Annotated in this window: 21 protein-coding genes and 1 pseudogene; 11 read left to right on the top strand and 11 right to left on the bottom strand. The window is 72.6% G+C overall.

Annotated features, from left to right (window positions below; all coding sequences use genetic code 11):
* Nucleotides 1–71: 71 nt before the first annotated feature.
* Nucleotides 72–1,130, bottom strand: a complete 1,059-nt coding sequence (locus CRP49_RS12280) for a CdaR family transcriptional regulator (RefSeq protein ID WP_097253403.1) — start codon at nucleotides 1,128–1,130, stop codon at nucleotides 72–74.
* A gap of 239 nt (nucleotides 1,131–1,369) precedes the next feature.
* Between CRP49_RS12280 and CRP49_RS12275 the strand changes: the two genes are divergently transcribed.
* Together CRP49_RS12275 and CRP49_RS12270 are read left to right on the top strand one after the other, a co-directional pair.
* Nucleotides 1,370–3,577, top strand: coding sequence for a hypothetical protein (locus tag CRP49_RS12275; protein WP_097253402.1), 2,208 nt, complete (start codon nucleotides 1,370–1,372; stop codon nucleotides 3,575–3,577).
* Nucleotides 3,578–3,664: 87 nt separating this feature from the next.
* Nucleotides 3,665–8,557, top strand: a complete 4,893-nt coding sequence (locus CRP49_RS12270) for a DNA repair ATPase (RefSeq protein WP_097253401.1) — start codon at nucleotides 3,665–3,667, stop codon at nucleotides 8,555–8,557.
* 85 nt (nucleotides 8,558–8,642) lie between these two features.
* Here CRP49_RS12270 and CRP49_RS12265 read toward each other — a convergent pair whose 3' ends face one another.
* Nucleotides 8,643–8,849, bottom strand: a complete 207-nt coding sequence (locus CRP49_RS12265; protein WP_097253400.1) for a hypothetical protein — start codon at nucleotides 8,847–8,849, stop codon at nucleotides 8,643–8,645.
* Between the two features lie 33 nt (nucleotides 8,850–8,882).
* On the opposite strand from CRP49_RS12265, the pseudogene CRP49_RS12260 reads away from it, so the two are divergent.
* Nucleotides 8,883–9,161 (top strand): annotated as a pseudogene (locus CRP49_RS12260) (response regulator transcription factor); the annotation flags it as partial.
* Nucleotides 9,162–9,172: 11 nt separating this feature from the next.
* Here the strand turns inward: CRP49_RS12260 and CRP49_RS12255 are convergent.
* Together CRP49_RS12255 and CRP49_RS12250 are read right to left on the bottom strand one after the other, a co-directional pair.
* Entirely contained in the window at nucleotides 9,173–9,733 is a 561-nt protein-coding gene (locus CRP49_RS12255; RefSeq protein WP_097253399.1) for a GNAT family N-acetyltransferase, read from the bottom strand.
* Nucleotides 9,730–11,100 (bottom strand): ATP-grasp domain-containing protein, encoded by a 1,371-nt coding sequence (locus tag CRP49_RS12250; protein ID WP_097253398.1) that lies wholly within the window; start codon nucleotides 11,098–11,100, stop codon nucleotides 9,730–9,732. The genes CRP49_RS12255 and CRP49_RS12250 overlap by 4 nt, the downstream gene beginning before the upstream one ends.
* Nucleotides 11,101–11,442: 342 nt before the next feature.
* Here CRP49_RS12250 and CRP49_RS12245 point away from each other — a divergent pair, with 342 nt between their 5' ends.
* The 3 genes from CRP49_RS12245 to CRP49_RS12240 all read left to right on the top strand — a co-directional run bounded on the left by CRP49_RS12245 (nucleotide 11,443) and on the right by CRP49_RS12240 (nucleotide 13,086).
* Complete coding sequence (locus tag CRP49_RS12245) at nucleotides 11,443–12,345, top strand: hypothetical protein (RefSeq protein WP_097253397.1); 903 nt, start codon at nucleotides 11,443–11,445, stop codon at nucleotides 12,343–12,345.
* Nucleotides 12,333–12,464, top strand: a complete 132-nt coding sequence (locus CRP49_RS47825) for a hypothetical protein (protein WP_257033376.1) — start codon at nucleotides 12,333–12,335, stop codon at nucleotides 12,462–12,464. Before CRP49_RS12245 ends, CRP49_RS47825 begins: the two co-directional genes overlap by 13 nt.
* A gap of 163 nt (nucleotides 12,465–12,627) precedes the next feature.
* Nucleotides 12,628–13,086 carry a hypothetical protein gene (locus tag CRP49_RS12240; protein WP_143669982.1) on the top strand — a complete coding sequence of 153 codons (459 nt, stop codon included), beginning with the start codon at nucleotides 12,628–12,630 and terminating at the stop codon, nucleotides 13,084–13,086.
* A gap of 4 nt (nucleotides 13,087–13,090) precedes the next feature.
* On the opposite strand, the gene CRP49_RS12235 is transcribed toward CRP49_RS12240, so the two are convergent.
* Nucleotides 13,091–13,864: a VOC family protein gene (locus CRP49_RS12235; RefSeq protein WP_097253395.1), complete on the bottom strand. Its 774-nt coding sequence runs from the start codon at nucleotides 13,862–13,864 to the stop codon at nucleotides 13,091–13,093.
* A 128-nt stretch (nucleotides 13,865–13,992) separates the two neighbouring features.
* Nucleotides 13,993–14,358: a helix-turn-helix domain-containing protein gene (locus CRP49_RS12230; RefSeq protein ID WP_097253394.1), complete on the bottom strand. Its 366-nt coding sequence runs from the start codon at nucleotides 14,356–14,358 to the stop codon at nucleotides 13,993–13,995.
* Nucleotides 14,359–14,475: 117 nt separating this feature from the next.
* Here CRP49_RS12230 and CRP49_RS12225 point away from each other — a divergent pair, with 117 nt between their 5' ends.
* Nucleotides 14,476–15,126 carry an FMN-dependent NADH-azoreductase gene (locus tag CRP49_RS12225; RefSeq protein WP_097253393.1) on the top strand — a complete coding sequence of 217 codons (651 nt, stop codon included), beginning with the start codon at nucleotides 14,476–14,478 and terminating at the stop codon, nucleotides 15,124–15,126.
* A gap of 117 nt (nucleotides 15,127–15,243) precedes the next feature.
* Here CRP49_RS12225 and CRP49_RS12220 read toward each other — a convergent pair whose 3' ends face one another.
* Nucleotides 15,244–16,080 carry a DUF2182 domain-containing protein gene (locus CRP49_RS12220; RefSeq protein WP_097253392.1) on the bottom strand — a complete coding sequence of 279 codons (837 nt, stop codon included), beginning with the start codon at nucleotides 16,078–16,080 and terminating at the stop codon, nucleotides 15,244–15,246.
* 180 nt (nucleotides 16,081–16,260) lie between these two features.
* Between CRP49_RS12220 and CRP49_RS12215 the strand changes: the two genes are divergently transcribed.
* Nucleotides 16,261–19,323: an FG-GAP-like repeat-containing protein gene (locus CRP49_RS12215; RefSeq protein WP_097253391.1), complete on the top strand. Its 3,063-nt coding sequence runs from the start codon at nucleotides 16,261–16,263 to the stop codon at nucleotides 19,321–19,323.
* Between the two features lie 32 nt (nucleotides 19,324–19,355).
* Here CRP49_RS12215 and CRP49_RS46805 read toward each other — a convergent pair whose 3' ends face one another.
* Complete coding sequence (locus tag CRP49_RS46805) at nucleotides 19,356–20,060, bottom strand: pentapeptide repeat-containing protein (RefSeq protein WP_179851591.1); 705 nt, start codon at nucleotides 20,058–20,060, stop codon at nucleotides 19,356–19,358.
* Nucleotides 20,061–20,581: 521 nt separating this feature from the next.
* Here CRP49_RS46805 and CRP49_RS12205 point away from each other — a divergent pair.
* Nucleotides 20,582–21,130, top strand: a complete 549-nt coding sequence (locus CRP49_RS12205) for a hypothetical protein (RefSeq protein WP_257033375.1) — start codon at nucleotides 20,582–20,584, stop codon at nucleotides 21,128–21,130.
* A gap of 20 nt (nucleotides 21,131–21,150) precedes the next feature.
* Here the strand turns inward: CRP49_RS12205 and CRP49_RS46800 are convergent, their stop codons facing one another.
* From CRP49_RS46800 to CRP49_RS12190, 3 genes are read right to left on the bottom strand one after another with little or no spacing between them, the layout of a single operon-like run.
* Nucleotides 21,151–22,065, bottom strand: coding sequence for a peptidoglycan-binding protein (locus CRP49_RS46800; protein ID WP_097253388.1), 915 nt, complete (start codon nucleotides 22,063–22,065; stop codon nucleotides 21,151–21,153).
* A gap of 38 nt (nucleotides 22,066–22,103) precedes the next feature.
* Nucleotides 22,104–23,798, bottom strand: a complete 1,695-nt coding sequence (locus CRP49_RS12195) for a transglycosylase domain-containing protein (protein WP_097253387.1) — start codon at nucleotides 23,796–23,798, stop codon at nucleotides 22,104–22,106.
* On the bottom strand, nucleotides 23,795–24,847 hold the full coding sequence (locus CRP49_RS12190; protein WP_097253386.1) for a sigma factor-like helix-turn-helix DNA-binding protein: 1,053 nt from the start codon (nucleotides 24,845–24,847) through the stop codon (nucleotides 23,795–23,797). Before CRP49_RS12190 ends, CRP49_RS12195 begins: the two co-directional genes overlap by 4 nt.
* A 181-nt stretch (nucleotides 24,848–25,028) precedes the next feature.
* Here CRP49_RS12190 and CRP49_RS12185 point away from each other — a divergent pair, with 181 nt between their 5' ends.
* Both CRP49_RS12185 and CRP49_RS12180 read left to right on the top strand, forming a co-directional pair.
* The gene (locus tag CRP49_RS12185; protein WP_097253385.1) at nucleotides 25,029–25,547 is read left to right on the top strand and encodes a SigE family RNA polymerase sigma factor; all 519 of its coding nucleotides are present in this window, start codon (nucleotides 25,029–25,031) and stop codon (nucleotides 25,545–25,547) included.
* Nucleotides 25,537–26,235, top strand: coding sequence for a hypothetical protein (locus CRP49_RS12180; protein WP_097253384.1), 699 nt, complete (start codon nucleotides 25,537–25,539; stop codon nucleotides 26,233–26,235). The genes CRP49_RS12185 and CRP49_RS12180 overlap by 11 nt, the downstream gene beginning before the upstream one ends.
* Nucleotides 26,236–26,271 lie beyond the last annotated feature (36 nt).

Genomic DNA, 26,271 nt, shown 5'->3' with positions numbered 1-26,271 from the left:
GGTCCGCGGGCCGGTCGCAGCGGGGTGCGACGGGCGGTACGTCATCGGACGGTAAGGACTGTTCAGAGTGCTCACAGCGGCTTCGCGGGCCAGTCCAGCAGGCGGGCGCCGATCACCGCCGTCTGGAGCGGGTAGCGGTGGGCCGGGTCGGCCGGGTCGGCGCCGGTCAGCTTGTGGATGCGCTCCAGGCGGTAGGTCAGGGCGCGCACGCTGAGCGAGAGACGGCGGGCGGCCTCGGCGGCCACGCAGCCGGAGTCGAAGTACGCGGTGAGTGTGTCCAGCAGGGGCTGCGGGCCGCCGCGGGCCGCGGTGAGCGGGCCGAGGGTGTGGGAGACCAGGTCGGCCATCGCCTGCCGGTCGCGGGCGAGCACCGGGTAGACGAGCAGGTCGGCGGCGCGCAGCAGCGGCTCGTTCAGGTCGAGCCGCGCGGCCATCTCCAGCGTGGCGAGGGCCTCCTCGTACGACTGCACGACCCCGCCGGGTCCGTGCTGGGCGCGGCCGACCGCGACCCGGCAGCCCTCGGCCGCCGCGTACGCCTGCTTGGCGAAGTGGGTGAGGACGTCGTCCTCGTCGCCGGGCGCGATGCACAGCAGCCGGCCGTTCTTGGTGGTGAGCAGGATGCTGCGGGCGTCGAAGCGGGCCAGGACCGCCCGTTCCACCTGCCGGGTCACCGGGTCGCCCTCGGCGTGCGGGGCCGGGCCCTCGGCGACGGCGACCGCGTGCGCCCGGGAGAGGCGGAGGCCGAAGCGTTCGGCGCGTTCGGAGAGGCGGCCCAGGTCGCTGCGGCCGTAGAGGAGGTCGTCGATGAACTCCCGCCGCGCGGCCTCCTCGCGGCGCACGGCGGTCCGCTGGGCGCGTTCGTAGCCCTCGGCGAAGGCGTCGACGGCCTGTTGTACGGCGGCCAGGGTGCAGTCGGCCGAGCCGGGTGTGCCGGGCCAGGCGGCGCGGGCGGCGGACAGGTGGGCGACGACCAGGGCGCGCAGTCCGTGGCCGGCGTCGGCGGCCTGCTCGCCCAGGGAGCGGCGCACGGCCAGCTCCTCCCGGGTCAGCCGGCGACCGGTGGCCGCGACCTCGGCCAGGGTGTGCGCATAGCCGTCCAGATAGTGCTCCGGTATCGCCTGCTCGGTCACGCCGTCCCCGCTCCCCCGTGATCTTGACGCGCCGGTGACGGTTCCTTAGCGCCTCTCCGGCATCGAATCATTATGGAACGCTGCCGGGAACCGGCAATGCGCGGGCGCGCGCCCCTCCTGCACCATCGCCTCACGGGGGAGCACTACGGATGGCTCCGGTGCCGGACACCTGAAGGCGTCCGGCACCGGAGCCGGGGGGCGCTTCCGTCTTCATCGTCTGACGCACAAGGACGTATGCCATGGAAGCGCTCGGCGTGCTCGTCGCCGTCTGTCTCGTCGTCGTACTGCTCGCGCTGTTCTCCTTCTCCCGGCTGTACCGCAAGGTGGACCAGGGGCGGGCGCTGATCGTGTCCAGGACGCGCAAGGTGGACGTGACGTTCACCGGGCAGGTCGTGCTGCCGGTGCTGCACAAGGCCGAGATCATGGACATCTCGGTGAAGACGATCGAGATCAGCCGCTCCGGCCGGGACGGGCTGATCTGCCGGGACAACATCCGCGCCGACATCCGCATCTCGTTCTTCGTCAAGGTCAACAAGACCGAGGCGGACGTCATCAAGGTCGCCCAGAACGTCGGTACCGAGCGCGCCAGCCACCAGGACACGCTGCAGGAGCTGTTCCACGCGAAGTTCTCCGAGGCGCTGAAGACCGTCGGCAAGCAGATGGACTTCACCGACCTGTACACCAAGCGCGAGGAACTCCGGTACCACATCATCGAGTTGATCGGCGTCGACCTCAACGGCTACCACCTGGAGGACGCGGCGATCGACTACCTGGAGCAGACCCCGATCACCCAGCTCGACCCGGCAAACGTCCTCGACGCCCAGGGCATCCGCAAGATCACCGAGCTGACGGCGGTCGAGCACGTGCGCACCAACGAGGCACAGCGCACCGAGCAGAAGGAGATCACCCGGCAGAACGTCGACGCCCGCGAGGCCATCCTGGAGCTGGAGCGGCGGCAGGCGGACGCCGAGATCAAGCAGAAGCGGGAGATCGAGACGTCCCGGGCCCGCGAGGAGGCCGAGACCGCGCGGGTCGTCGAGGAGGAGCGGCTGCGCGCGCAGGGCGCCTTCCTGCGCACCGAGGAACAGCTGGGCGTGCAGCGGGAGAACCAGGCCCGCGAGGTCGCGGTCGCCGCGAAGAACCGCGAACGGGTCATCGCCGTCGAGAACGAGCGCATCGAGAAGGACCGGATGCTGGAGGTCATCGCCCGGGAACGGGAGACCCAGCTGACGAAGATCGCCGCCGAGAAGGAGGTCGAGGCGGAGAAGCGGGAGATCGCCGAGGTCATCCGGGAACGGGTCGCGGTGGACCGTACGGTCGCCGAGCAGGAGGAGTCCATCAAGAAGCTGCGCGTCGTAGAGGAGGCCGAGCGCGAACGCCAGTCCCTCGTCATCGCCGCCGAGGCGGAGGCGCAGGAGAAGCTGGTCAAGGACATCAAGGCCGCCGAGGCCGCCGAGCAGGCCGCGACGCACCGGGCCGCCGAGGAACTCACCCTCGCCGAGGCCCGGTTGAAGACCGCCGACCTGAACGCCCGGGCCAAGCTGCGGCTCGCCGAGGGCATCCAGGCCGAGGCCGCCGCGGAGGGTCTGGCCGCCGTGCAGGTCCGCGACAAGGAGGCCGAGGTCATCGAGAAGTCCGGCCGGGCGGAGGCGCAGGCCGCGGAGGCGAGGCTGCGGGCGGAGGCCGAGGGTGCCCGGGCGAAGGCGCTGGCGGAGGCGGAAGGCGCCCAGGCGGCGGCGCAGGCGACCGGGGCCCGGCTGAAGGCGGAGGCCGAGGGCGCGCAGGCCAAGGCGCTCGCGGAGGCCGAGGGCACGCGGGCCGCGGCGGAGGCCACCGAGGCCCGGCTGAAGGCCGAGGCGGAGGGCGCCCGGGCCAAGGCGCTCGCGGAGGCCACCGGCATCGGGGAGAAGCTGAAGGCCGAGGCGGCGGGCCTGACCGAGAAGGCCGCCGCGATGGCCGCCCTGGACGAGGCGTCCCGCGGGCACGAGGAGTACCGGCTGCGGCTGCAGGCGGAGAAGGAGATCCGGCTGGCCGGACTGGAGACGCAGCGGCAGGTCGCCGAGGCCCAGGCCACGGTCCTCGCGACCGGCCTGGAGAACGCCGACATCGACATCGTCGGCGGGGAGTCCGTCTTCTTCGACCGGATCATGTCGGCCGTCTCGCTCGGCAAGGGTCTCGACGGGTTCGTGGACAACTCCCTTACGGCACAGGCGCTGGCGAAGCCCTGGCTGGACGGCTCGGGCAGCTTCACGGAGGACCTGGGCCGTGTCCTCGGCTCGCTCGGCTCGGCGGACGTGCAGAACCTGACGGTGTCGGCGCTGCTGCTGAAGCTGATGAAGTCCGGCGGGCCCCAGTCGGTTCAGCTGCGCCAACTCCTCGACAAGGCGGGCGAACTGGGCCTGGCGGACACGCCGTTGACGGCGCTGAACGGTGCCGCCCGGAACTGAGGACCGGCTCCGGGCCGCCGTACGGGGGTCGGCGGCCCGGCAGCCCCCTGCTCACCCACTCGAAGCCCTTGAAGGGAAGCGCCGTCCATGGCAACCGCCCCGGAGACGGGCTCGTACGACACCGTCGACGCCGGCACCTACGAGGTGCTGCGCGACCGGCTCGCCGCGCAGGCCGCCGACCTCGCCCGGAGGGCGGACGCGCTGAACGCCCGCCGCGCCGAGGAGTTCGGCTCCGCCGGGCTGGGTCTCACGGCCACCGGGCGGCTGCGCACCGGGCACGCGTGCGTGCCCTGCGACGTCGTCGCCGTCGGGGACGTGCTGCTGTTCGGCAGCACCGGCCGGACGGCCGACGGGACGGCGGCGGTCGCGGACGTCCTCGCCCTGTACGACCGGGACCTGAACCGCCTGCGCGAGGACGCCGCACCCGGACTGCTCGACGACCCCGCGTTCGTGCGGGAGTTCACCGCCCTGCACCGCTACTACCGGCAGGCCCGGCTGCTGCGGCTGCGCCGCCTGGACGACCGGCTGCTGGCCGTGTTCCGTACCGGCGAGAAGGCCGACGACGTCCGGGCCCTGCGCTGGAGCCTGACCGCCGACGGCGGGGCCCGGTTCCTGGACGCGCGCGGCGACCGCGACGACGTGGTCCCGCCCGCCCACGACTTCGCCTGGACCGGGACCACCCGCGAGGACCACGTCCTCGGCCGGGACCCGTACGTCGCGGTGCCGGGCGGGCTGGGTGTGGCGACCGTCGGCGGCCGGCTCACCGTGCGCGGCCCGGAGGGCGAGGAGCTGTACGCCGAGCCGGTCGAGGAGCCGCTGCAGGCCCTCGCCGACGCCGGGGTCGCGCACGCGAGGGTGGGGGCGCTGGTCCTGCTGCGGGTGCGGCCGTACAAGGAGGACGCCGACCGGTACCTGGTGTTCGACACGCTGACCCGGTCGGTGGTCCGGCTGGACGGCATCGGGCAGGCGTGCCGCCGGCTGCCCGAGGACCGGGGGATCGTCTTCCCGGGCGGCTACCACCTGGCCTCGGGCGGGCACAAGACGTACGAACTCGACGTGGCGGGGCTGGAGTTCGAGCGGGAGGTACGCTCGCCCAACGGCGAGGACGTGCTGTACGCGTTCCGCTCCCGTACCGAGGGCCGCACGCTCCTGCTGTCGTACAACACCCTCCGCAAGGAGGTCGCCACCCCGCTGCCCTGCCGGGGCTGGGCCCTGTTCGAGGACGGCGCCCTGGCCGTGCTGCGCGCCGACGGCGACGAGCCCGCGCACACGCACCCCGTGCAGTGGTGGACCTCGCCGTACGTCTCCGAGACCCACGCGGCCGCCCTGCGCACCGGCACCGGCGCGCTGGCCCGGGTCGGCAACGCGGACCTCGTGCGCGGGCTCGCCGACTGCCTGTCCGTCGCCCGGCTCGTCACCGAGGGCATCGGGACGGGGGAGGGCTACCGGGAGCTGGCCGCTGCCTGCGTGCGCGCCGCCGACACCCACCACTGGCTGGGCGAGCCCGAACTCGGCGATCTGCACACGCCGTTGGCGGCGGTGCAGGAGACTGCCGAGCAGGTGCTGGCCGAGTTCGAGACCGTACGGACCCTGACCCGGCAGGCCGCCGAGGCCCTGGCGGAAGCCGCGGACCGGATCGCCGCCGTGGTGCGCCGGCTGCGCGGCGAGGCCCCGCGGGACGCCGCCTCCTGGGTGCGGGGGCTCACCGAACTCCGGCACGCGCACGGCCACCTGCTGACGCTGAAGGAGCTGCGGTACGCGGACACCGCCCGGGTGGACGAACTGGCCGCCGAGGCGGCGGCCGACCTCGCGGCCTTCGGGCGGCGCGCGGTGTCCTTCCTGGCCCGCGCGGACGCCTTCACGACCCAGCAGGCGGACGTCGAACGGCTCGTGGCGGAGGCGGGTTCGGCCGAGACGGTCGCCGCGGCCGCCCCCGTCGCCGCCCGGCTGGACGAGCTGGCCGACGGGCTGCGCACGGTCACCGAGGTCGTCACCGGCCTGGACATCGCCGACGCCACCGTCCGCACCGCCATCCTGGAGCGGATCGCCGAGGTGCTGGGCGGTGTCAACCGCGCCCGGGCCACCCTCGACGCCCGCCGCCGTACCCTCCTCGACCACGAGGGCCGCGCCGAGTTCGCCGCCGAGACGGCCCTGCTGGCCCAGGCGGTCACCGCGGCACTCGCCGTCGCCGACAGCCCCGAGGCGTGCGACGACCAACTCGCCCTGCTGCTCGGCCGGGTGGAGGACCTGGACGCCCGGTTCGCCGAGTTCGACGACTTCCTCGGCGAACTCGCCGACAAGCGCACCGAGATCTACGAGGCCTTCGCCGCCCGCAAGCAGTCCCTCGCCGACGCCCGCGCCCACCGCGCCGAGCAACTGGCCGCCTCCGCCGCCCGGGTGCTGGAGACCGTCGACCGCCGCGCGGCCACGCTCACCGACACCGACGCGGTCACCACCTACTTCGCCTCCGACCCGATGGTCGCCAAGGTCCGCCGCACCGCCGACGAGCTGCGGGCCCTCGGCGACGGGGTGCGCGCCGAGGAGCTGGACGGCCGGCTCAAGGCCGCCCGCCAGGAGGCCGCCCGCGCCCTGCGCGACCGCACCGACCTCTACGCCGACGACGGCCGCACCCTGCTCCTCGGCGGCCACCGCTTCGCCGTCAACACCCAGCCCCTCGACCTCACCCTGGTCCCGCACGGCGACGGCCTCGCCTTCGCGGTCACTGGCACCGACTACCGCCGCCCGGTGACGGACCCCGGCTTCGCGGACACCCGCCCGTTCTGGGGCCGCCACCTGCCGTCCGAGTCACCCGAGGTCTACCGCGCCGAACACCTCGCCGCCCGGCTGCTGGCCGAGCACGGCCCGGCCGCCCTCGCCGCGGCCGACCTTCCGGCCCTCGTCCGGGAGGCGGCGCAGGCGTCGTACGACGAGGGCTACGAGCGCGGGGTCCACGACCACGACACCACCGCGATCCTCACCGCCCTGCTCCCCTTGTACGACGACGCCGGCACCCTGCGCCACGAGCCTGCCGCCCGGGCCACGGCCCAGCTCTTCTGGGCCCACGGCACGACGTCGGGCGCGCGGGAGGCCTGGTCCCGGCGGGCGGTGTCGCTGGCCCGGGCCCGGGACGCGTTCGGTCCGTCGGGCGCTCTCGTCGAGCTGGTGGGGGAGCTGGCGGAGGCGATCGGGCAGTGGAGCGCCGGCAGGGCGGACGCGGGTGGGGGACTGTCCGTGCCGGGGGCTGACGGGCCGCTCGCCGGTGCCGCCGCCGCGTACCTCTTCGACGAGCTGACGTGCGGCTCCGAGGGCTTCGTGCTGGGCGCGACCGCGCGCTCGCTGCTGGAGAAGTTCCGTCACTCGGTGGGCGGTTCGGAGTACGCCCGGGACCTGGAGGCGCTGACCGAGCCGGCGGCGCGCCGGCAGGTCGCCGAGGCGTGGCTGTCGTCGTACGCCACCGCCTCCGGCGCCGAGGCCGGCCCGGGGGAGCTGGCCGAGGCCGTCGCCGCCGAACTCTGCCCCGGCCTGCCCCGCTACGAGGGCGACGCCCCGCTGACCGCGACCGCGGAGGGCCTGCTGGGCACCCACCCGCGGGTGACGGGCGGCCGGCTGCCGCTGCGCCTGGACGAGTTCCTGGCGCGGACGGCGCGGTTCGCGGAGCGGGAGGTCCCGGCCTACCGCGCGTACCAGCGCCGCCGTACGACCCTGGTGGCCGCCGAACGCGAGCGGCTCCGCCTCGCCGACCACCGGCCCCGGGTGATGTCCGCCTTCGTCCGCAACCGCCTCGTCGACGAGGTGTACCTCCCGCTGGTCGGCGACAGCCTGGCCCGGCAGCTCGGCACCACCGGTGAGTCGAAGCGCACCGACACCGGCGGGCTGCTCCTGCTGGTCTCCCCGCCCGGCTACGGCAAGACGACGCTCATGGAGTACGTCGCCGACCGCCTCGGCCTGATGCTGGTCAAGGTCAGCGGCCCGGCGCTCGGCCACGACGTCACCTCGCTCGACCCGGCCGACGCCCCGAACGCCACCGCCCGCCGCGAGATCGAGAAGATCAACTTCGCGCTGGCGGCCGGCAACAACACGCTCCTGTATCTGGACGACATCCAGCACACCTCGCCCGAGCTGCTGCAGCGGTTCATCCCGCTGTGCGACGCGACCCGCCGGGTCGACGGCGTGTGGGAGGGTGAGCCGCGCACCTACGACCTGCGCGGCAAACGCTTCGCGGTCTGCATGGCGGGCAACCCCTACACCGAGTCCGGGGACCGCTTCCGCATCCCCGACATGCTCGCCAACCGGGCGGACGTCTGGAACCTCGGCGACGTCCTCACCGGCAAGGAGGACGTCTTCGCGCTCAGCTTCGTCGAGAACGCCCTCACCGCCCACCCGGTCCTCGCCCCGCTGGCCGGCCGCGACCGTGCCGACCTGGACCTGCTGGTCCGCCTGGCCGCGGCCGACCCCACGGCCCGCGCGGACCGCCTCACCCACCCCGTCCCACCCGCCGAACTCGACCGCGTCCTCGCCCTCCTGCGCCACCTCCTCCACGCCCGCGACACGGTCCTCACGGTCAACGCGGCCTACATCGCCTCCGCGGCCCAGTCCGAAGCGGCCCGTACCGAGCCGCCGTTCCGCCTCCAGGGCTCCTACCGCGACCTGAACCGCATCGCCCAGCGCCTGAGCCCGGTCATGAACGCCACCGAACTCGCCGCCGTGATCAGAGACCACTACACGGCCGAGGCCCAGACCCTCACCACCGGCGCCGAGGCCAACCTCCTCAAGCTCGCCGAACTGCGCGGCACCCTCACCCCCGAACAGTCCGCCCGCTGGACCGAGGTGAAGACCGCCCACGTCCGCGCCCGCACCCTCGGCGGCCCCGGGGACGACCCCCTGACCCGCGCGGTGGCCGCCCTCGGCCTGCTGGCCGACCGGGTGGCGGCGGTCGAGTCCGCCATCACCCGGGCGACGGGCGTACGGAAGGGGGCCTGATGCTGTACTTCCTGGCCCCAACCATTCAGTCGAGGGAGCTGGCCCGGGGCGGCCAGTACCTCCGGTGCCATGTCCGTCGTGGTGCTCACGCTGCTGCTCCTCGTGGTTGGAGGGCCTCGGCCAGTCGCAGCGCCACGTCGGCACGCACGCGGCCGAGGTCCACGAGGTTGAGGGCCAGCGTGGCCGGGTCGACTGCGAGGGACGGCAGGACGATCCCGGCCCGGTCCAGGGTCGCCCGGAGAGACTCCACGGCGGTGAACGGGTCCACAGGGTGGTCGGATGGTGTGGCCATGAACGGGACCGTAGGGACGGGGTGTTGACGCGGGCCACCCGCGCCCTCATCACCCGCTTCCTCGCCGCCCCCGACCTGGGCGCCCTGCTGATGTCCCCGGAACGCCTCGCCGACCTCACCCCCCGCGAACGCGAGGTCGCCGCGCTGGCCGCCCGGGGCAGGTCCAACGCGGAGATCGCGGCCGAACTCGTCCTCAGCGTCCTGACCGTGCGCACCCACATCCAGCGCGCCATGACCAAGCTCGCCGCCCGCGACCGCGCCCAACTCGTCGTCATCGCCTACCAGACGGGGCTGGTACGGCTCCCGGGCTGAGCCGAAGGCGCTCAGGCGGGCAGCGGGATCCTGCCCAGCTCGGTCACCCGCGGGTTCCGCCCGGCCTGCGCCGTGGTCTCGAACAGCGCGCCCGCCGGAATGCCGGGGACGGTCCTGACGTGCCGCCAGCCCTGGCCGAGGTAGTACGCGTGGAGGCCGGCGTTGCCGGTCCAGGCGGCCAGGCGGACCACCCGGGCACCGTCGGCGGCGGCGCGGGCGAGGGCCCACTGCTGGAGGGCCGCGCCGATGCCGCGGCCGGCGTGCGGGCGGGCGACGACCACCTTGCGGAGGTAGCGGGCCGGGACGGCCAGTTCGGCCGGGGTCCACAGGCGCGGATGGCCGTGCGGGAGCAGCGTGAGGGTGGCCACCGGCTCGCCCTCGGGGGCGAGCATGGCCATCACGGTCGCGCCCTGCTCGATGAGGGACAGGGTGAGCCGGGGCCGGAAGGGTTTCGACCACTGGTCGGAGCCGTGCCGCACCGCCAGCCAGCCGGCGGCCTCCTGCCGCCAGCCGCCTAGGGTCGTCAGGTCCTCCGGGACGGCCGGTCGGACGTAGAGCGGCGGCGGGGTCAACTCCGCTCCTCCCCGAACGAGTAGAGGCGGCGCAGGGCCTGGACGAGACGGCGGCCGTCGGCGTTGAGGGAACGGCCGTCGGGTGCGGACAGCGGCCGCCGGGCGACCAGCCGGCCGAGGATGCCGCGGGGGTGCAGCACCGTCCCCTCCCGGGCCAGGTTGACCAGGACGCACTCGTCGGGCCCGCACTCCAGCAGCCCGTAGCCGGGGCGGCGGAAGACCAGCCGGTCGTCCTGGAGGGCGTAGACGCCGGGAGTGGGTGCGCTCGGCACGTAACAGGCTTCGGCAGCGGTGTGACGTACAGTCAGCTGGACGCCGTCCGCCGGGTCCTGGCCGGGCTTGCCGAGGGTCCGGTGGCCGTGCCGCTCGGCGACATGGCGGACCAGTGTCGGCACCTGCCCGTCTCGGAGTTCGATCTCGCCCAGCAGCCAGGTCGAGCCCAGCACCCGGCAGTTGACCTCCAGCGCGACGACGGAGTCCGCGCGCACGGCGAAGTCGGCGCCGAAGATGCCCCGGTAGCCGAGGCCGGCGAGCCCCCGGCCGATGCGTTCCATCGCGTCGTTCGTCCGGGCGAGCACGGCCGGCGGCAGCAGCGCGGGCGCGCCGAAGTCCGAACCCGAGTACGCGCCGAACCCGGCGCCCGCCTCCTCGATCCCGGCCAGTTGCAGGGCCGCGCGCAGCGTCGCGGCCGTCCCGTCGTGGGCGACGAAGCCGTAGCAGGCCAGGGTGGTGTCACCGACGTACTCGCTGACCAGCCACCGCTCCCGCGAGGGCAGGCCGGCCGCCGTGCTCTCGTCGGTGACCAGGTACGTGCCGTTCCCGCCCGCGCTCAGCGGCTTCTGTACGACGAACCGGTCGCCGAAGCGGCGCCGCAGCGCCGGGTAGTCGATGCCGTCGATCCCGCCCACGACCAGGTCGTCGGGTGTCGGCACCCCTTGCTGCCGGAACCAGTCCCGCATCGCGGCCTTGTCCTTGAGCGCCTCCCAGGCGTGCTGCACGTCCGGCACGAGCAGCCGGGCGCCGGTCGCCTCGATGGCCTGCCGCCAGTGCGGCCGGTACGTGCCGTAGGCGGCGAGGGCGAACTCGCGGCCCCGCCAGCGGTTCCCCACCAGGTCGGGCAGGTGGTCCATCAGGGCGTCCAGATCGCGGCCGCTCAGGGTGTCGGTGCGGCACCTGGTCCGCTCCTCCAGCGTGTACATGTCCGCGGTGAACCGGTCGGTCCAGCCCGTGTCCGCGCCTTCGGGCGTCAGCAGTCCGGCCAGGCAGCCCGTGCGGAGCAACGGCAGCAGGTAGAGCGGGCGCGGGGCGGTGCCGAGGAAGCGGGCGGGCCGCAGCAGGCGCTCGACGTCATCGAGGGACGCAATCACGCGGTGGATTATGCAGTCCGGCGATACGCCCCAAACACAAAGAAACCGTGGTCCGTCGGGGGTGCTGACGGGGCGTTAGAATGCTCGGCCGCCGGGCTCCGGCCGGGTGCCCTTTTCCGGCGGTCTCGTTCTCGGAGGGAGCCGAACACGCCGGCGCCGTACGGAACGGACACGCCTTGCGAGTGACGATGCTCGGCCACGCCGGGCTCTACCTGGAGACGACCGCGGGAAGCATCCAGTGCGATCCGTGGACCAGCCCCGCGTACTTCGCCTCCTGGTTCCCCTTCCCCGACAACAGCGCCCTGCCCTGGGACCGGTACGCGCACCCACCTGCGCGAACGCGTGGGCCGCGACACCACCGTCCTGCTCCCCGACTATCCCCTCGACGATCTGCGGGACGCGCTCGCGGCCCTCGGCTTCACCCGCTTCCGCCACCTGCCCAACGGCGAGCCCGTCGACCTCGGCGGCGGTCTGCGCGCGGCGATCACCGCCGTCAGCGCGCCGGTCGACGGCCCGATCGGGGACTCGGCCCTCGCGGTGGCCGACGGCACCGCGTGCATCCTCGACCAGAACGACGCCCGGCCCCTGCAGGCCGAACAGATCGCCGCCTTCGGCCCGTACGACGCGCACTTCCTGCAGTTCTCCAGCGCCACCTGGTGGCCGCTGGCCTACGACCTGCCGGCCCGCGCCAAGGCGGTGTACGGCAGAGCCGCCCGCCGTAACGGGCTGGCGCGGGCGCAGCGTTTCGTCGAACAGGTCGGCGCCCGGCACGTGGTGCCCAACGCCGGCCCCGCGTGCTCCCTCGACGACGACCTCTTCGACTTCAACGATCTGCGCGGCGAGGACCACAACCCCTTCGCGGACCAGTCGGTGTTCGTGGACCACCTGCACCGCAACGGCCACCCCGAGGCCGTACTCACCGTCCCCGGCACGGTTCTGGAGTTCACCCGGGGCCGCTGCGAGGTCCGTCACCCGGCCCCGGACGCGTTCACCCCGTTCCGGGACAGGAGGCGTACCTGCGGTCGTACGCGGCCCGGGCCCGGCCACGGATCGAACAGGAGCGCCGGACCTGGCGACCGGCCGGGACACGCGTCGATGTCCTCTCCGCCCTGCGGGACTGGTTCGAGCCGCTGCTGCGGATCGCCGACCGGATCTGCGCGGGTGTCGGCGGGGAGGTGCGCCGCTGGGACGGCGAACCGTGCCGTTACCGCTTCCGGTTCGAACGGGACCTGGTGGAGCGGCTGATCGCCGACCACCAGGTGGACTGGGTCAACAGCCTGCTGCTCGGCATGCGGTTCACGACCTCGCGGGTCGGCCCGTACAACGAACACGTCTACACGTTCTGGAAACCGGCCGCTGCCTGAACGCGTACGGGCACCGGCTCACCGCCCGTCCGGCCGGCGACGAGTGACCGCCGACGGGTGAGAACGGCAGGCGGAGCGCAATCCCCCGAGCGCTGCGAGCCGTATAAGAGGGCAGAGGGATCAATCCTGGCGAAACACTGCTCATTGCACAGCTGGAGTCATGATGACCTCCAATGCGACCGAAGTGACCCTGACTGGGCTGGGAGCGTGTTGTGCCGTCGGAAACACGGTGCTGCACACTCTGCTTGTTCCTGATCACCTTGAGGAGATGTTCTATATCGGCGTCCTTTTCGCCGTGGGCAGCGCCGTCATGCTGGTCGTGGCGGTGGCGCTCGTCACGGCGAGTCGCCCCATGGCCGCATGGCTGACCGGGGCGGTCGTCAGCCTCGGCATGATCGTCGGTTTTCTGCTGTCGCGCACCGTCGGCCTGCCGGACGGCTACTACGAACCCGGTTGGGAGGCGCCCTACGGCCCGCTCTCCCTGCTCGTGGAGGGAGTCTTCGTGCTCGCCTTCCTCACCTGGCTGGGAGTCAGGGCGGATGTGGATGCGGTGCCCACGCCGCCGCACCGGGCAGCCCGCGAACGGACCGCACAGGGCGGCAACGTGTCGAAAGGCTGGTGAGACGTCAGTTCTGGCGAGGGTTCGGCTTGAGTACGGCGAACACGGCCTGGCCCGGGTCCGTCAGCCAGGCGATGCGGCCGACGTCCGGCACGTCCGCGGCCGGCATCAGCACCGTCCCGCCGTTCCCCCGCACCGCCGTGACGACGGCATCCGCGTCGGCCACGGCGAAGTACGGCACCCAGCGCCCCGTCTCCTGCTCCCCCTGGAGCGGAGCCACGCCGCCGAAGGATCCCTCCTGCTGGTCGCCCTCCCGGATGCTCAGGACCCGGTACGTCATGCCGGGCGCCTGCATCTCCTGGGAGCGCCAGCCGAACAGCCCGTGGTAGAAGCGGATGGCCGCTTCCGGATCGGGGACGTGCAGCTCCACCCACACCAGCGTGTTGTCCACGGACGTCCGCTCCAGGCCCATCCGTGACTCCAGGACGGCGAACCGCGCGCCCTGCGGGTCGGTGAACTGGGCCAGCCGGCCCTCGCCCATGCTCATGGGCCCGACGCGCACACTGCCGCCGCCGGCGGTCACGGCAGCGGCGGTGGCCTCGGTGTCGTCGCTGCGGAAGTACGTCGTCCAGGCCGACGCGGCGCCCTCCTCGGTCAGCGGTCCGAGGGCGGCGACGGTCCTGCCGTCCTGCTGGAAGAACCCGTACCCGCCCGCCTCGGGCCCGAGCGAGAGGTGCTGCCAGCCGAAGACGGCGCCGTAGAAGGCGGCGGCCGCGTCCGTGTCGGGGCTGCCGAGGTCGAGCCAGACGGGCGACCCGGCGCGGAAGTCGGTGCCGAGCATGCGTGTCCTCCTGCGGGTCCGGTACGTGAGCCGTCGTCACTATGCCGTTCGCAGGGACGGCGCCCGGCGCAGCGGTCCGGATGTCCCGGGCGTTTCACCCGGCCTGGGGAACCCGCTCGGCCCGGCCGCTACCCGATCTCCCCGCAGGGCGGTGCGTCCGGCAGGTGCTCCTTGGCCCACGCGCCGAGTTCCCTGAGCGCGGGCTCCAGTGCGGCTCCCGACTCGGTCAGCCGGTAGGAGACCCGCAGCGGGGGTCCTTCGTCGACCTCGCGGACCACGAGTCCCGCTCCACCGAGTTCGGCGAGCCGGTCGGAGAGCATGCGCTCGCTGATGCCGGGGATGGCCCGGCGCAGGTCGGCGAAGTGGGTCCGCTGCCCCTGCAGGACGGACAGGATCGGGCCGTTCCAGCGCTTTCCCAGCACCTGGAAGACGCGGGTGATGCTGTCGTCCACCCGCCCGCACTCCGCCACGTCATGCGTCTGCTCCACCGCCATGGAGCCAGGGTACTACCCGGCCGTATGGGGATGAAAAAAAGTAAGCTCCTGTGTTAGATATAGCCGAGTACGAAACTTCAGCCCGCTTGCCGCGGGCTCGTTCCTCTGGAGACCCCCATGGCGACCCTGCTCCACATCGACTCCTCCGTCTTCCCGGGCGAGGCATCCGCCTCCCGCGCCGTGACCGACACCTTCCGCAGGACCTGGGAGGAGCAGCACCCGGGCGGCACGGTGATCTACCGGGACCTGGCCGCGCACCCCGTCCCGCACCTCGACGCCCACGCCCACACCGCCGGCTTCGTCGATCCGGCGGCCCACACCCCCGAGCAGGCGGCCGCCTTCGCCGACCGCCTGAAGCTCATCGAGGAGCTGGAGCAGGCCGACGCGGTGCTCATCGGCGCGCCGATGTACAACTACTCGATCCCCTCGACCCTCAAGGCGTGGCTGGACAACGTGATCCTGATCGGCCGCACCGGGGGCGAGACCCCCTCGGCCAAGGGCACGCCCGTCACCGTCGTGGCCAGCCGCGGCGGCTCCTACGCGCCGGGCACCCCGCGCGAGCCGTACGAGTACGTCCAGAACTACCTGACGGCGGTCCTCGCCGACGCCCTCGGGCTCGACCTCGACTTCATCGTCCCGGAGCTGACCATGGCCCCGCAGAACCCGGCGATGTCCGAACTGGTGCCCCTCTTCGAGGCCTCCCGCGACCGCGCCCTCCAGGACGCGGCCACCAAGGCGAAGACCCTCGCCGAACGCTTCGCCGCGTAAGCGGGGGAGCAGCCGCCGCCCCGGGACGCCCGGGGCGGTACCGAGTGTCTGGGCAAAGGCCGGGCTGTGAGGAGGCCGAAGGGGCTGCCCGCGGCCGGGCATGAACGCGTACGCGGGTCACATGCCGCCCATCGGCGGCATCGCGCCCCGCAGCCCCGGCAGCAGCCAGTCCTGGAAGGTTGCGAGCACGGCCAGGACCAGGAAGGCGACACCCACGACCCGGGCGAGCAGCGGGCCCCGGGACCACAGCTTCTCCACGAAGATCACCACGGCCAGTGCGGCCATCGCCGCCACGTCCATCACGCCGAGCGGAAGGAGGACGACCATCAGCCCCGCGCAGCAGCCGACGCAGTAGGCGCCGTGGTGGACGCCCACCCGCAGATCGCGGGCCGGCGGCCGGAAGGCGGCGCAGTGCGTCAGATGGCTCATGGGGTCGCGGCAGTGGCGCAGGCAGACGTACTTGAGGGGGCCGAGCTGGTACAGGCCCGCGAGCAGGAAGGCCACCGAGCCGATCCAGCGTCCGGCGGTGGGACGGTCGTGCACCAGGTCCCCGGTGAGGGCCAGAGCCGCGTAGGCGAGCAGTCCGAAGGCGGTCCACACCAGCAGATATCCGCCCACGAACGCGACAGTGCGGGCGGCCCGGGTCCAGCCGGACGACTGCCGGCCGATGCCGCGTACCCAAGCGAGGGCCACCGGCGCCATGGACGGCAGCATCATGGCCGCCATCATCGTCACCCAGAGCAGCAGGAACAGCGGCAGCGCCAGCCCCATCGTGCCGGGCCCGACCCCCATGTCCCGGGCCTGCCCGACGGTCAGCACCCAGGCGGGCGCGGTGATCAGGACGACCAGGAACCAGGCGACCGCGAGATCCCACGTCGGCAGCAACCGCCCGCCCGCACCTGTCGGCGCGGGCGACCGGGCGGATACGACGGCGGAAGTCCGGCTGTGACGCATCGGCGTGCTCCCCTGTGTACGACTCCAGGAGAGCACGCCTCCTTCCGCGCAGCGACCTCGTCGCTTCCCGCAGGTCATCACTTGTCATGGCCGAGGTAAACGACTGCTAATATCCGGCCACTCGCACAGTAGTTCGTGCCGCATCGCTCTTCCGTCTCCCGTCTCCTGTGGAGGAACCGAGTGGGCAGACGTGCCCTCATCCGTGGCGGTATCGCCGCCGCCACCACTCTCACGCTGGCCATGGGCCTCGGACCGCTCGCCCTCGACGCGCACGCGGACGCGCCCACGGAGGTGGTCATCCCGGCCGAGACGTCCCTGCTGCCCCGGACCTCCCTGCTGAGCGCGGGACCGTCCGGGTTCCTGCGCTACGAACCCGGACGTGGCCATCTGTGGACCACCTACACGGGTGAGGACACGGTGGTGGACGCCTCGGCCACCGAGGTGTGGGGCATGCCGGAGTTCGGCGCCGGTTCGGACGTCGTCGCCCGTTACGACGACAACGCGCGGACCGTGTCGCTGCGGGACATGGCGGCCGGCGGGACGACCGCGACGCTCCCGTTGCCGTCGGGCCACACCTACCGGGGGACGCTCGGCCGGACGGTCGTGACGACCGCCTGGTCGGACGGCAACTCGGGCTGGCACCTGCTCGACCTCCAGGACGACGGCACGGTGCGCGACCGCGCGGTGGCCGGTGTCCCCGACGGCATCGACCCGATGGGCGGCGGTGACTCGCCCGTGGGCGACGCCCACGGCATGGTCGTCCAGTACCGGGCCGACGGGACGGTCCGCAGCGCCTGGCTCGACGCCGACGAGGGCAAGCTGGTCGTGCTGCCGTACAACCCGAACATCACCACCACCGGGCGTGTGGTCCTCACCGCCACCCACCTGGTGTCGTGGGACGGCTCCACCGTCTCCGTCTACTCCCGCGACGACCTGACCGCCGCCGTCCGTACCGTGCCCCTGGCGGACGACGGACCGACGCACCTGATGGGCATGGTCGGCGACACGCTCCTGGTCTGCCGCTACGACTCCTCGCTGGGCGCCATGGACGGCAGCCTGCCCGTCTGGCGGGTCGACGCGGTCGCCCCCGACGGCTCGACGACCGGGACCGTGCTGGCCCGGACGCGGAGTCTGAGACTCGCCGTCCCCACCCCCGACGGCGGGCTCCTGGTGCCCGGCAGCGGCCCCGACACCGCCGACTGGGGAGTGAACCTGGTCCGCGCGGGCTCCGACGGCACCCCCGTGGTCAAGCGGGTCGCCGCCGCCGAGCTGAAGCCGGAGACCGACCCGGTGCAGGCCCTCACCCTGGACGGCGGCCGGCTGACCGTGACGGAAGACGACCGGGATCAGGGCCGTAGGGTCATGTACAGCCGGTCGATCGGCACGACCGGTGACACCCTCACGGTCGGCTCACGCACCTCCCACGGCTTCACCGAGGACAACCCCACCCTCGTGGGCACGGGGGACGGCCGCACGGTGGTGTGGAACCTGTGGGTCTCGAACGGCGACCGCGTGCCCCGGGTCGTACAGCCCACGGGTTCACTGCCCGGCACACCCGTCGATGCCCGGCACAACTACGTCCGCGTGTGGGACGCCAAGGGCCGGCACGTCGCGATGGCCACCGAGTACACCGACGAAGCCGGGTCGGAGACGAGGGTGATCGACCTCGACACGGGCGGCACGGTGCTCACCTCGGCGCAGCACGGCGTCGCGCTGTGGGGCACCACCCTGTGGGTGCGGGACGGCAACGACAGCGCCGTGCCGGTCGACGTCCGCACCGGGAAGCGGGGCGAGCCGGTGTGGTTCGGGCCGAAGTGCCTGCTGGAGGATCTGAAGGCCGCCGGGCGCTGGCTGCTGTGGTCGTGCGTGGGGTCGGGCGAGAGCCAGGGCGTCTACGACACCGTCGCGAAGACCAAGCTGACCCTCACCGAAGGCGCCTGGGAGACCGCGCAACTCGGTGACGGATTCGTCGTCACCGACGTGGACGGCACGCTGAAGGTGACCGACGTCCGCAGCGGAACGCCCGTGTCGCACACGGTGGGGACCCTCCCGTCGTGGCATTCCTGGGACGTCGACCCGTACACCGGCCTGATCGCGTACGTCGACGACAAGGGCGACATCCACGTGGTGTCCAGCGGCGTCCCCCTCTCACCGCTCACCCAGCTCGACGCGGCCGTCGCCGGCACGGCCGACGTGAAGGGCGGCGCCGCGCCCTGGAGCCCCAAGTGGTGGCTCTCGAAGCCGGCCGCCTCCTGGCAGCTCGTGATCAGGCACAAGGCCACCGGCGCGACCGTCCGCACCCTGTCCGGCGGTACGGCACAGGGCGTGCTCCCGGCGTCGTGGAACGGCAAGGACACGGCCGGCAAGCTGGTGCCCAACGGCGCGTACACCTGGACGCTGACCGCCACTCCGGCCGACGGACAGGGCGCGGCCCTGACGAAGTCCGCAACGGTGAAGGTCACCGGCGCGACCCCCGTCCGGCGGGACTTCGCCACGTCGGACGGCTTCGGCGAGCTGCTGACCCTGAACGGCTCGGGCGGGCTGACGTACCAGTACGGGACCGGCACCGGCACCCTCACCGGGAAGCGGACGGGATCCGGGTGGCCGACGACGGTGAAGGCGGTGCCCTTCGGCGACCTGAGCGGTGACCGGTGCAACGACGTGCTCGTACGCCTCAGCAGCGGCACCCTGCGCGCCTACCGGCCCGCCTGCGGCTCGGCGGTGACCCCGTCGACCGCGTACACCTCGCTGGGCACGGGCTGGAACCAGTACGACGTGCTGACCTCACCGGGAGACGTCAGCGGCGACGGCCGAGCGGACCTGATCGCGCGTCAGGCCTCTTCCGGAGACGTCTACCTCTACAAGGCGACGAGCACGGGGAAGCTCTCGGCGCGGGTGAGAATCGCGTCCGGGTGGACGGGCTACAAGAAGATCCTCGGCGCCGGCGACCTCAACGGCGACGGCTACGGCGATCTGCTGGCGCAGGACAAGTCGAACGAGCTGTGGCGCTACGACGGCACCGCGACGGGCAAGTTCAAGAGCCGGGTGAAGGTCTTCAACGACTGGGGCTCGTCGTACAACGCCGTCGTGGGCGTGGGCGACCTCACCGGTGATGGCAAGGCCGACCTCGTGGCCCGTGACACCACCGGCAACGTGTGGCGCAGCAACGGCAACGGCAAGGGCTCCTTCGGCAGCCGCACGAAGATCGCCGGTGGCTGGCAGAGCTACAAGGGCCTGTTCTGACGTGAGGTGACCTCGGGACTCGGGGTGACCCTTCAACTCGGGGTGGCCTCGGGTCTCAAGGTGACCTCGGAACTCGAGGTCGCCTCGGGACTCGAGGTCACCTCGGGCAGGTCCCCTTCCGGGCGGCGCGCACCGGTCAGGTTCGCGCCGTTCCATGTGGTCTCCGTCAGGTTCGCGCGGTCCAGCCTTGTCCCCGTCAGGTCCGCCCTGCTCAGGTTCGCGCCCGTCAGGTCCGCTCCCCGGAGGTCGGCCCGCGTCGCGTTCGCGTCGGTCAGATCCGCGCCGGCCAGATGCGCGCCGCTCAACACCGCCAACTTCAGCTTCACGCCCGTGAGATCGGCCTTCTCGAAATCGCCACCGGAGAGAACGGCCCCGCCGAGGTCGGCGTGGGTCAGGCTCGCGCCCTTGAGTTCGACCTTTCTGAGGCGGACTCCTCTGAGGTCGATGACGGCGTCTCCGTCATGGGACGGGTCGCGGTTGCCGAGCGCGTAGAGCGCCGCCTGGATGTCGGGGGCCTTGTCCACCGCCGCCGACTTCTTGGTGGCGCGATCCCGGATGTACTTGGACAGCATGTCGATCACCGCGGGCTGGGTCCGGGGGGAGTCGGTCATGATGCTCTGCATGGAGTAGATGGCACCCCTGCGGACATCGACGGAGTCGTCGATCAGTTTCTCCACGGCGGCGTCGTACCGATCGGCGATCTGCCCCTGCTCGGAAATGGTCAGCTCGTCGGACACCTGGGCCACAGAAATCCAGGTGAAGACCAGGGCGGCGACCGCGGCCAGTCCCGGAAGCGTCGTGGCGAGGAGATTCGCCCAGTGGGCCGAGCCGCCCGGCTGCTCGGTGGAACCGGAGGTCGTCCAGCGGCCACCGCCGCCTCGTTCCGGCGCCCTACGGCGGTGTCCTGGGCGACGTGCTCCCAGAGGTGGCCGTATCGGGCGAGGTCCATCTCGGTGCCCTGCCCGCTCCCGGCGGTCCGCGATCCGGCGAAGCTGTCGGCTGCGTGCTCCCGCACGAGGGATGCCTCTGCTCATGACTGCCATTTGATCGGATGTCAGCGGGCGGGCAAAAGCGCTTTCACACGGCCCGCTCCGGCTCCGACCGCCCCCTCCTGATCTCACTGATAGCTTGCTGCTTCTGCCAGTTCACTCTGTGGGGGACATCGATGAGCCAGCCGCCTTTCCAACCGCCACCGCCGCCTCACCAGCCACCACAGAGCCCGTACAACCCGTACAACCAGCCCGCCCCACCGCAGCAGATGCCTTTCACGAACCCGGCCCCGCCGTTCCAGACACCGCCCTTCCAGCAGCCGCCCTTCCAGCAGCCGCCCTTCGGGCAGCGGCCGAACGCGGGCGGTAATCCGGTCGGCGCGGTGTTCCTCGGGTTCGTCGTCTCGGTCGTCGTCTCGGGGGTCTACAGCGGTATCAACCTGGCCACGTACAAAGAGCAGTCGCTCACCGTGGCCAACGCCCTCTATCTGGCCCACGCCCTGCTCAACGGGGCGATCGTCGGCTGCCTGGTCGGTCTGGTGGGCCGCCGCAGCAACGGCGCCCGGATCGGGGCGGCCGTCATCGCCGCGCTCGGCGCCTTCTTCGGCTACACCAACTCCCTGCCGCTCATCATCGCCGACGCCCAGACGCCCTCTGTCGTCGGGGACCTGCTGAGCGACGACCCCTTCTTCCCGGCCAAGGCATGGTGGAGCAGCGAGGCCCACGGGGGAGTCGACTGGTACTCCCCGCTGGGCCTCGTGCTCGCAGCGGCGGCGGCCTGGGGTCTCGCCTATGTCGTCGGCAACAGGCGCCAGTAGAGGTGATCCGGGCCGTGGTGTCAGGAGAACAGCAGACGCCAGGTCAGCGGTCCGGGGTGGCCGTCGGCGTCGCCGCGCAGCTCCTTCCGTGACTTCTGGAAGTCCCGCACGTTCAGCTGGTCCGCCTCACCCCAGTTCCGGCTCGGGCCGACCTTGTAGTGGTCGCCGAAGCCGCGCTTCACCAGCTGCTTTCCGAGCCGGAGGACGTACGCGTTGGAGGCCCCGGCCACGAAGTACTTGCGGCCCGGGAACGCGGGGATCTTCGGCTTGGAGGGCGTGGGCTTCTCCGGGGTGTCGTCGTCCACGTCCAGGTCGGCCTTGGCGTACTTGAGGATCCGGGCGAAGTCGATCGCGCCGGGGTCGCCATGGACGTTCTCGGGCACGTGCATGTGCCCGCAGACGCCCTTGAACGCCGTCCACTGCGCACCCGTCATCCGCTGGCCGCCGCTCCCGTACGACGTCGGGTACGCGGGCCACGCCGTCGGGCCGGACAGCGGCACGCCGTGTTCCTCGTGCATCCAGGCCAGGAAGCGGGCGACGCCCTGCAGCGCCCAGTCGGGCGCGTCCGGCCAGTAGATGTGCGCCTGGCCCGAGGCCTTCCACTTCGCGTGGGTCTTCGGGTCGCAGGTGCCGACCAGCTCGATCTGGCACACGTTCAGGGTGTTGGTCTCGACGCCGCCCTTCAGATTGACCAGCGCTCTGGAGGAGGTCTCGATGTCGAAGTGCTGGTACCACTTCAGCTTCTTGGCGGCGAGGTCGGGAACCGCCGTCAGGTTCGGAGCGGTGGCGCCGCCGTCGTATCCGGGCAGGTTCGGACCCTCCGTGGTGTGCAGGACGACGACGTTGACCTCCATCGGGTCACCGCCGAAGTCGTCCTGGTACCAGTTCGCCCGGCTCGCTCCGGGGTAGCGCTGGGGTCCCGTCTTGGTGCTCATCACAGACTCCTGAGTCGAGTGTGGTGCTACGTGGAGAATCAGTGCCTTTGTCCGAGGATGGCAGCCTTCCAGATTCCCGCCGCCACCGTCTGCGCAAACTCGGTGGGCGGCGGCTCGTTCGGCAGCTGCGCGGGTACCGTCGTGGCCTTCTTGCCTTTCCCGCCGGCCGTCCGATCGGCGAACAGGGCGACGGTCAGGGCGAGTTGGCGATCGTATCCAGTGGTCCACACGGTTCGCCGGGTAATTCCGCCACCGGCACCGTCGGTGGCGAACACCTTCGCCTCCGTCTGCGCCTTCGCCTCCGTCTGCGCCTGCGTCTTCGCCGAGTCGGCGGAGATGGCGACGGGCAACGGCCCGGCCCCCGATCGCGCGGCCGCCATGAGCGCCTCCTTCTCGCCCAGCACCCGGCGCACCTCGGGACGCGCCCGGTAGACGGTGCGGCCCTCCCGCGTGATGCGCGCGACGGTGTACGGGGAGGCGTACCTGCCGTCCGCCGCGACCGTCGCGTACGCCGACGCCAGGTTCAGCGGGGTCGGCGCCGCTGTCTTCAGGATCCCGCGCAGGGGCTCGCCCGCCCGTGGCCCCACCTCGCGGAACGGATCGAGGGCCGTCCCCGCCTCCACCGCCCCGCTCACCGCGTCGTTGAACGGCTGCCGCGCGTAGTCCGAGCCGCCGTACAGCAGTCGTACCGCTCCGTCGCCGGGCACCATTCCCACGACGGCGGTGTGCACCCGGACGCCGCCCTTGCCCCCGGGACGGTCCTGGACCAGTTGCGCGGCGTTGTCCTGCAGCCCCAGGTCGAAGGTGGTCGTCACGCTGTAGCCGCCGCTCGCGAGCTGGTCCTCGGTGATGCCGAGCCGGTCGGCGGCCTCCTTCGCGGCGACGTCGATCAGATACTGCCGCTGCCCGTCGGTCTCGCCCGGCGGATAGAACCGGAACGCCGGGAAACGAGCCTCGACCCGCTGCTTCACCGTGATGCTCCCGCTCGCCGCCATCGCGTCGAGCACCCACTCCCAGCGCTTCTGCAGCTTCGCGGTCACCTTGGGATCGGAGCCCGCCTTCTCGTAGTACGAGGGGATGTTGACGATGGACGCCAGCGCGGCGCCCTGCGCGACCGTCAGGCTCTTCGCGTCCACGCCGAAGTAGTTGCGCGCGGCGGACTGGATCCCGGCGGCGCCCCGCCCGAAGTACACGGTGTTGAGATAGCCCTCCAGGATCTCGTCCTTGCTGCGGGTGCGGTCCAGCTTGATGGCGATGAGCGCCTCGCGCGCCTTGCGGGACAGCGAGTGCTCCGGGCTCAGCAGCGCGTTCTTCACGTACTGCTGGGTGATGGTGGAGCCGCCCTGCGGGTCACCGCCCGTCAGTGTCGCCAGCGTGGCCCGCGTGATGGCCCGCGGCGAGATCCCGGTGTCGGTACGGAAGGAGCGGTTCTCCGCGGCGATCACCGCGTCCTGCACATGCCGAGGGACCGCGGACAACGGGACGTCCTGCCGGTCGACCGGTCCGCGCCGGCCCAGATAGGCGCCGTTCGCGTCGAGGAACACGGTGCTCTGGGTGACGGTCTCGGGGTGCGGCTCCGGAACGGCCGTCAGGTGGTACGCCACGACGGCCGCCGCACAGAGCGCCGCGATCAGGGTGAGGAAGGCGTAGAGCAGCCGGCGAAGCAGCCGGCCCCGGGTGCGCCGGAACCGGACCCGCAGCGGCGGGCGCTCGCGGTGCCTGGGCCGCTTCATATCCGCCACCATTCGCGGGCCGACCGCGCGGCGACCTTGCCGGCGGCGTCGTACAGCGTGACGACCCGCTCGTTTCCGTCGGCGGAGAGGACCGACTTCACGTCCTTCTGGGACACCGGAGCGCTCGCGTACCAGATGCCCCAGCCCGGACTGCCCGCCAGGACCAGGACTTTCGCCGTGGTCTTCCCGTCGCCGGTCCGCACCTCGACGCGCCCCGGCTCACCGCTCAGGCCGTGGAACAGGCCCGACAGGAAGAACCCGCCCTTCACGGAGTCCACCCGCAGGGAGACGCCCGGTTCGCCGCGCGGGCGGTCGCCGTCGTCGCCCGCGAGGGCCACGGGTACCGACCAGTGACCGCCGTCGGCCGTCAGCCATACCCGCACTCCCGGCCCTGCGGTCACCCGCTCGCCCGGCGCCACGACCCGGACGGGACTCGTCTCCGCACGAGCGCCGGCACCGGACACCCCCTCGCCCGAACCACCGCCCCGCATCTGTCCGTCGGCCAGGACGGCGACCGGCGTGAGCAGCGCCGCGCAGACGGCCGCGGTCACGGCGACACGGCGCCGCCGCCGTACGCGCCCCCGCGCCTGGACGTCGGCCAGCGGCACCTCGGACGGGACCAGGTCCTCGACGGCACGGGCGTACTCCTCGCGCAGCCGTCCGGCATCGGCACCGGCTGCCTTCAGCCCCTGCCGGGCATGGGCCCGCACCGCGCCCGCCGAACACCCCAGCAGTTGCGCGATCTCCGCGTCAGCGAGTCCCTCCCAGACCCGCAGCACCAGAACCGCCCGCCGCCGTGCGGCCCGGCGTCCGCGCAGCCGGCACAGATGGCCCCGTACAAGACAGCGCCGTACATGGAAGTCCACGTCGTTGCGCGGAACGCGCCGCCACCGGGCGCACATTCGCACCAGCGTTCTCCGCGCCAGCTCCTCCGCCGCACCGGGGGCGTCGGTGAGCAGCCGCGCGGTCACGACCAGCCGGGACCAGTGCGTCCGGGCGTAGGCGGCGAAGTCGTGGCCGGCGGGGAGCACGTCGTGGGTGGGTGGCACGTGGGGGGTCCTTCGGCTTGGGAACTGGGACGGTCGTACGGGTAGGTTGAGGAGCCGGGGAGCCAACGACTCTGAGGAAAGGGGAGCCTGGGACACCTGTGCGCCGTCTTCCCGGACGGGACCTGTACGCACGGCAGAGGTGGCCGGGTTGCAAGGAGAGGGCACGGATTCCGGTGGGGGCATGACCGAGGACGAGTTCGACGCGTTCTACGCGGCCGCGTTCCCCCGGCTGACCGGACAGCTCTACGCCTTCACCGGAGACCACGGCGAGGCCCAGGACGTCGTCCAGGAGGCGTTCGTACGGGCCTGGGACCGGCGAGCGCAGTTCCTGGCGGACAGTGCTCCCGAGGCGTGGATCCGCACGGTGGCCATGCGGCTGGCGGTGAGCCGCTGGCGGCGGGCGAAGCGCTGGCTGGAACTGGTGCGGCGCACTCCGCCGCCCGACTCCACCCCGGGGCCGGGCCCCGAGTACACCGCGCTCGTGGCCGCCCTGCGCGAACTGCCCGAGGCCCAGCGGATGGCGATCGTCCTGCACCATTTGTGCGATCTGAGCGTGGAGCAGGTAGCCTCCGAGACCGGCGCGCCGGTGGGGACGGTCAAGGCGAGGCTGTCCCGGGGGCGGGCGGAGCTGGCGAAGCGTCTCGCGGGGGACGAGGCCGACGGGCCGATCCTCGGGAAGGAGAGCGGCCGTGTCCGATGAACTCTCCGCCGCGCTACGCGAGTTGGCCGCCACCCAGGCGACCCCGCCGGTCGTCGGCGGCGCCGGGATACGCGCCCGGGCGATCCGCCGCAGGCGCCGCCGCCGTGCCGCCGCAGCCCTCGGCGCGGGGACCGCGGCCCTGGCGCTGCTGGGCTTCGCCCTGACCCTGCACCTCGGCGAAGACCCGGACCACCGGGCCGGGGCCCGCCCCCCGGCCGTGACCCATTCCCCGTCCGCCCTGCCGCCCACGGCCACCCCGGTGCCCGTCTCCGGCACCCTCGACCTGCGCGGGCACACCCTCACGTTCGGCGGCCGGGTGCTGCCGGTCCTCTCGGCCTTCGACGTCCCGGCCGGCTACACGACCCCGATGACGGTGGTCGCGAAGCAGACCCGGAGAGCGCTGACCGTCGAGGTGCTCTCCAAAGGCCCGGTCGTGGTGGAGGTCCCGTACGCGGTCGAGCTGCGCGACGGGGAGGGCCGGCCGCTCTACGTCGGCTCCTTCGCCCCCGAGGTCAAGGTCCTGAGCGACTACGACGTGAGCGGCCGCGTGATCGGCCTCGGCACGGAGGACGCCCAGCGGTTCTACGCCCGGATCCGTCTCGGCGACACCATCTCGCTGACGACCGGCACGAGGCCGACGGCCGCACCCTCGGTCACCGCCACGGCATCCCCGTCCCCGACCGGCTGATCGTCGAGACCGATCACGGCTTCGTGCCCCTCTCAC

This window comes from Streptomyces sp. Ag109_G2-15, assembly GCF_900215565.1.
Lineage (GTDB): Bacteria > Actinomycetota > Actinomycetes > Streptomycetales > Streptomycetaceae > Streptomyces > Streptomyces diastatochromogenes.
The sequence above is the reverse complement of the archived record's forward strand: the minus strand, read 5'-3'. Positions and strand labels throughout refer to the sequence as shown.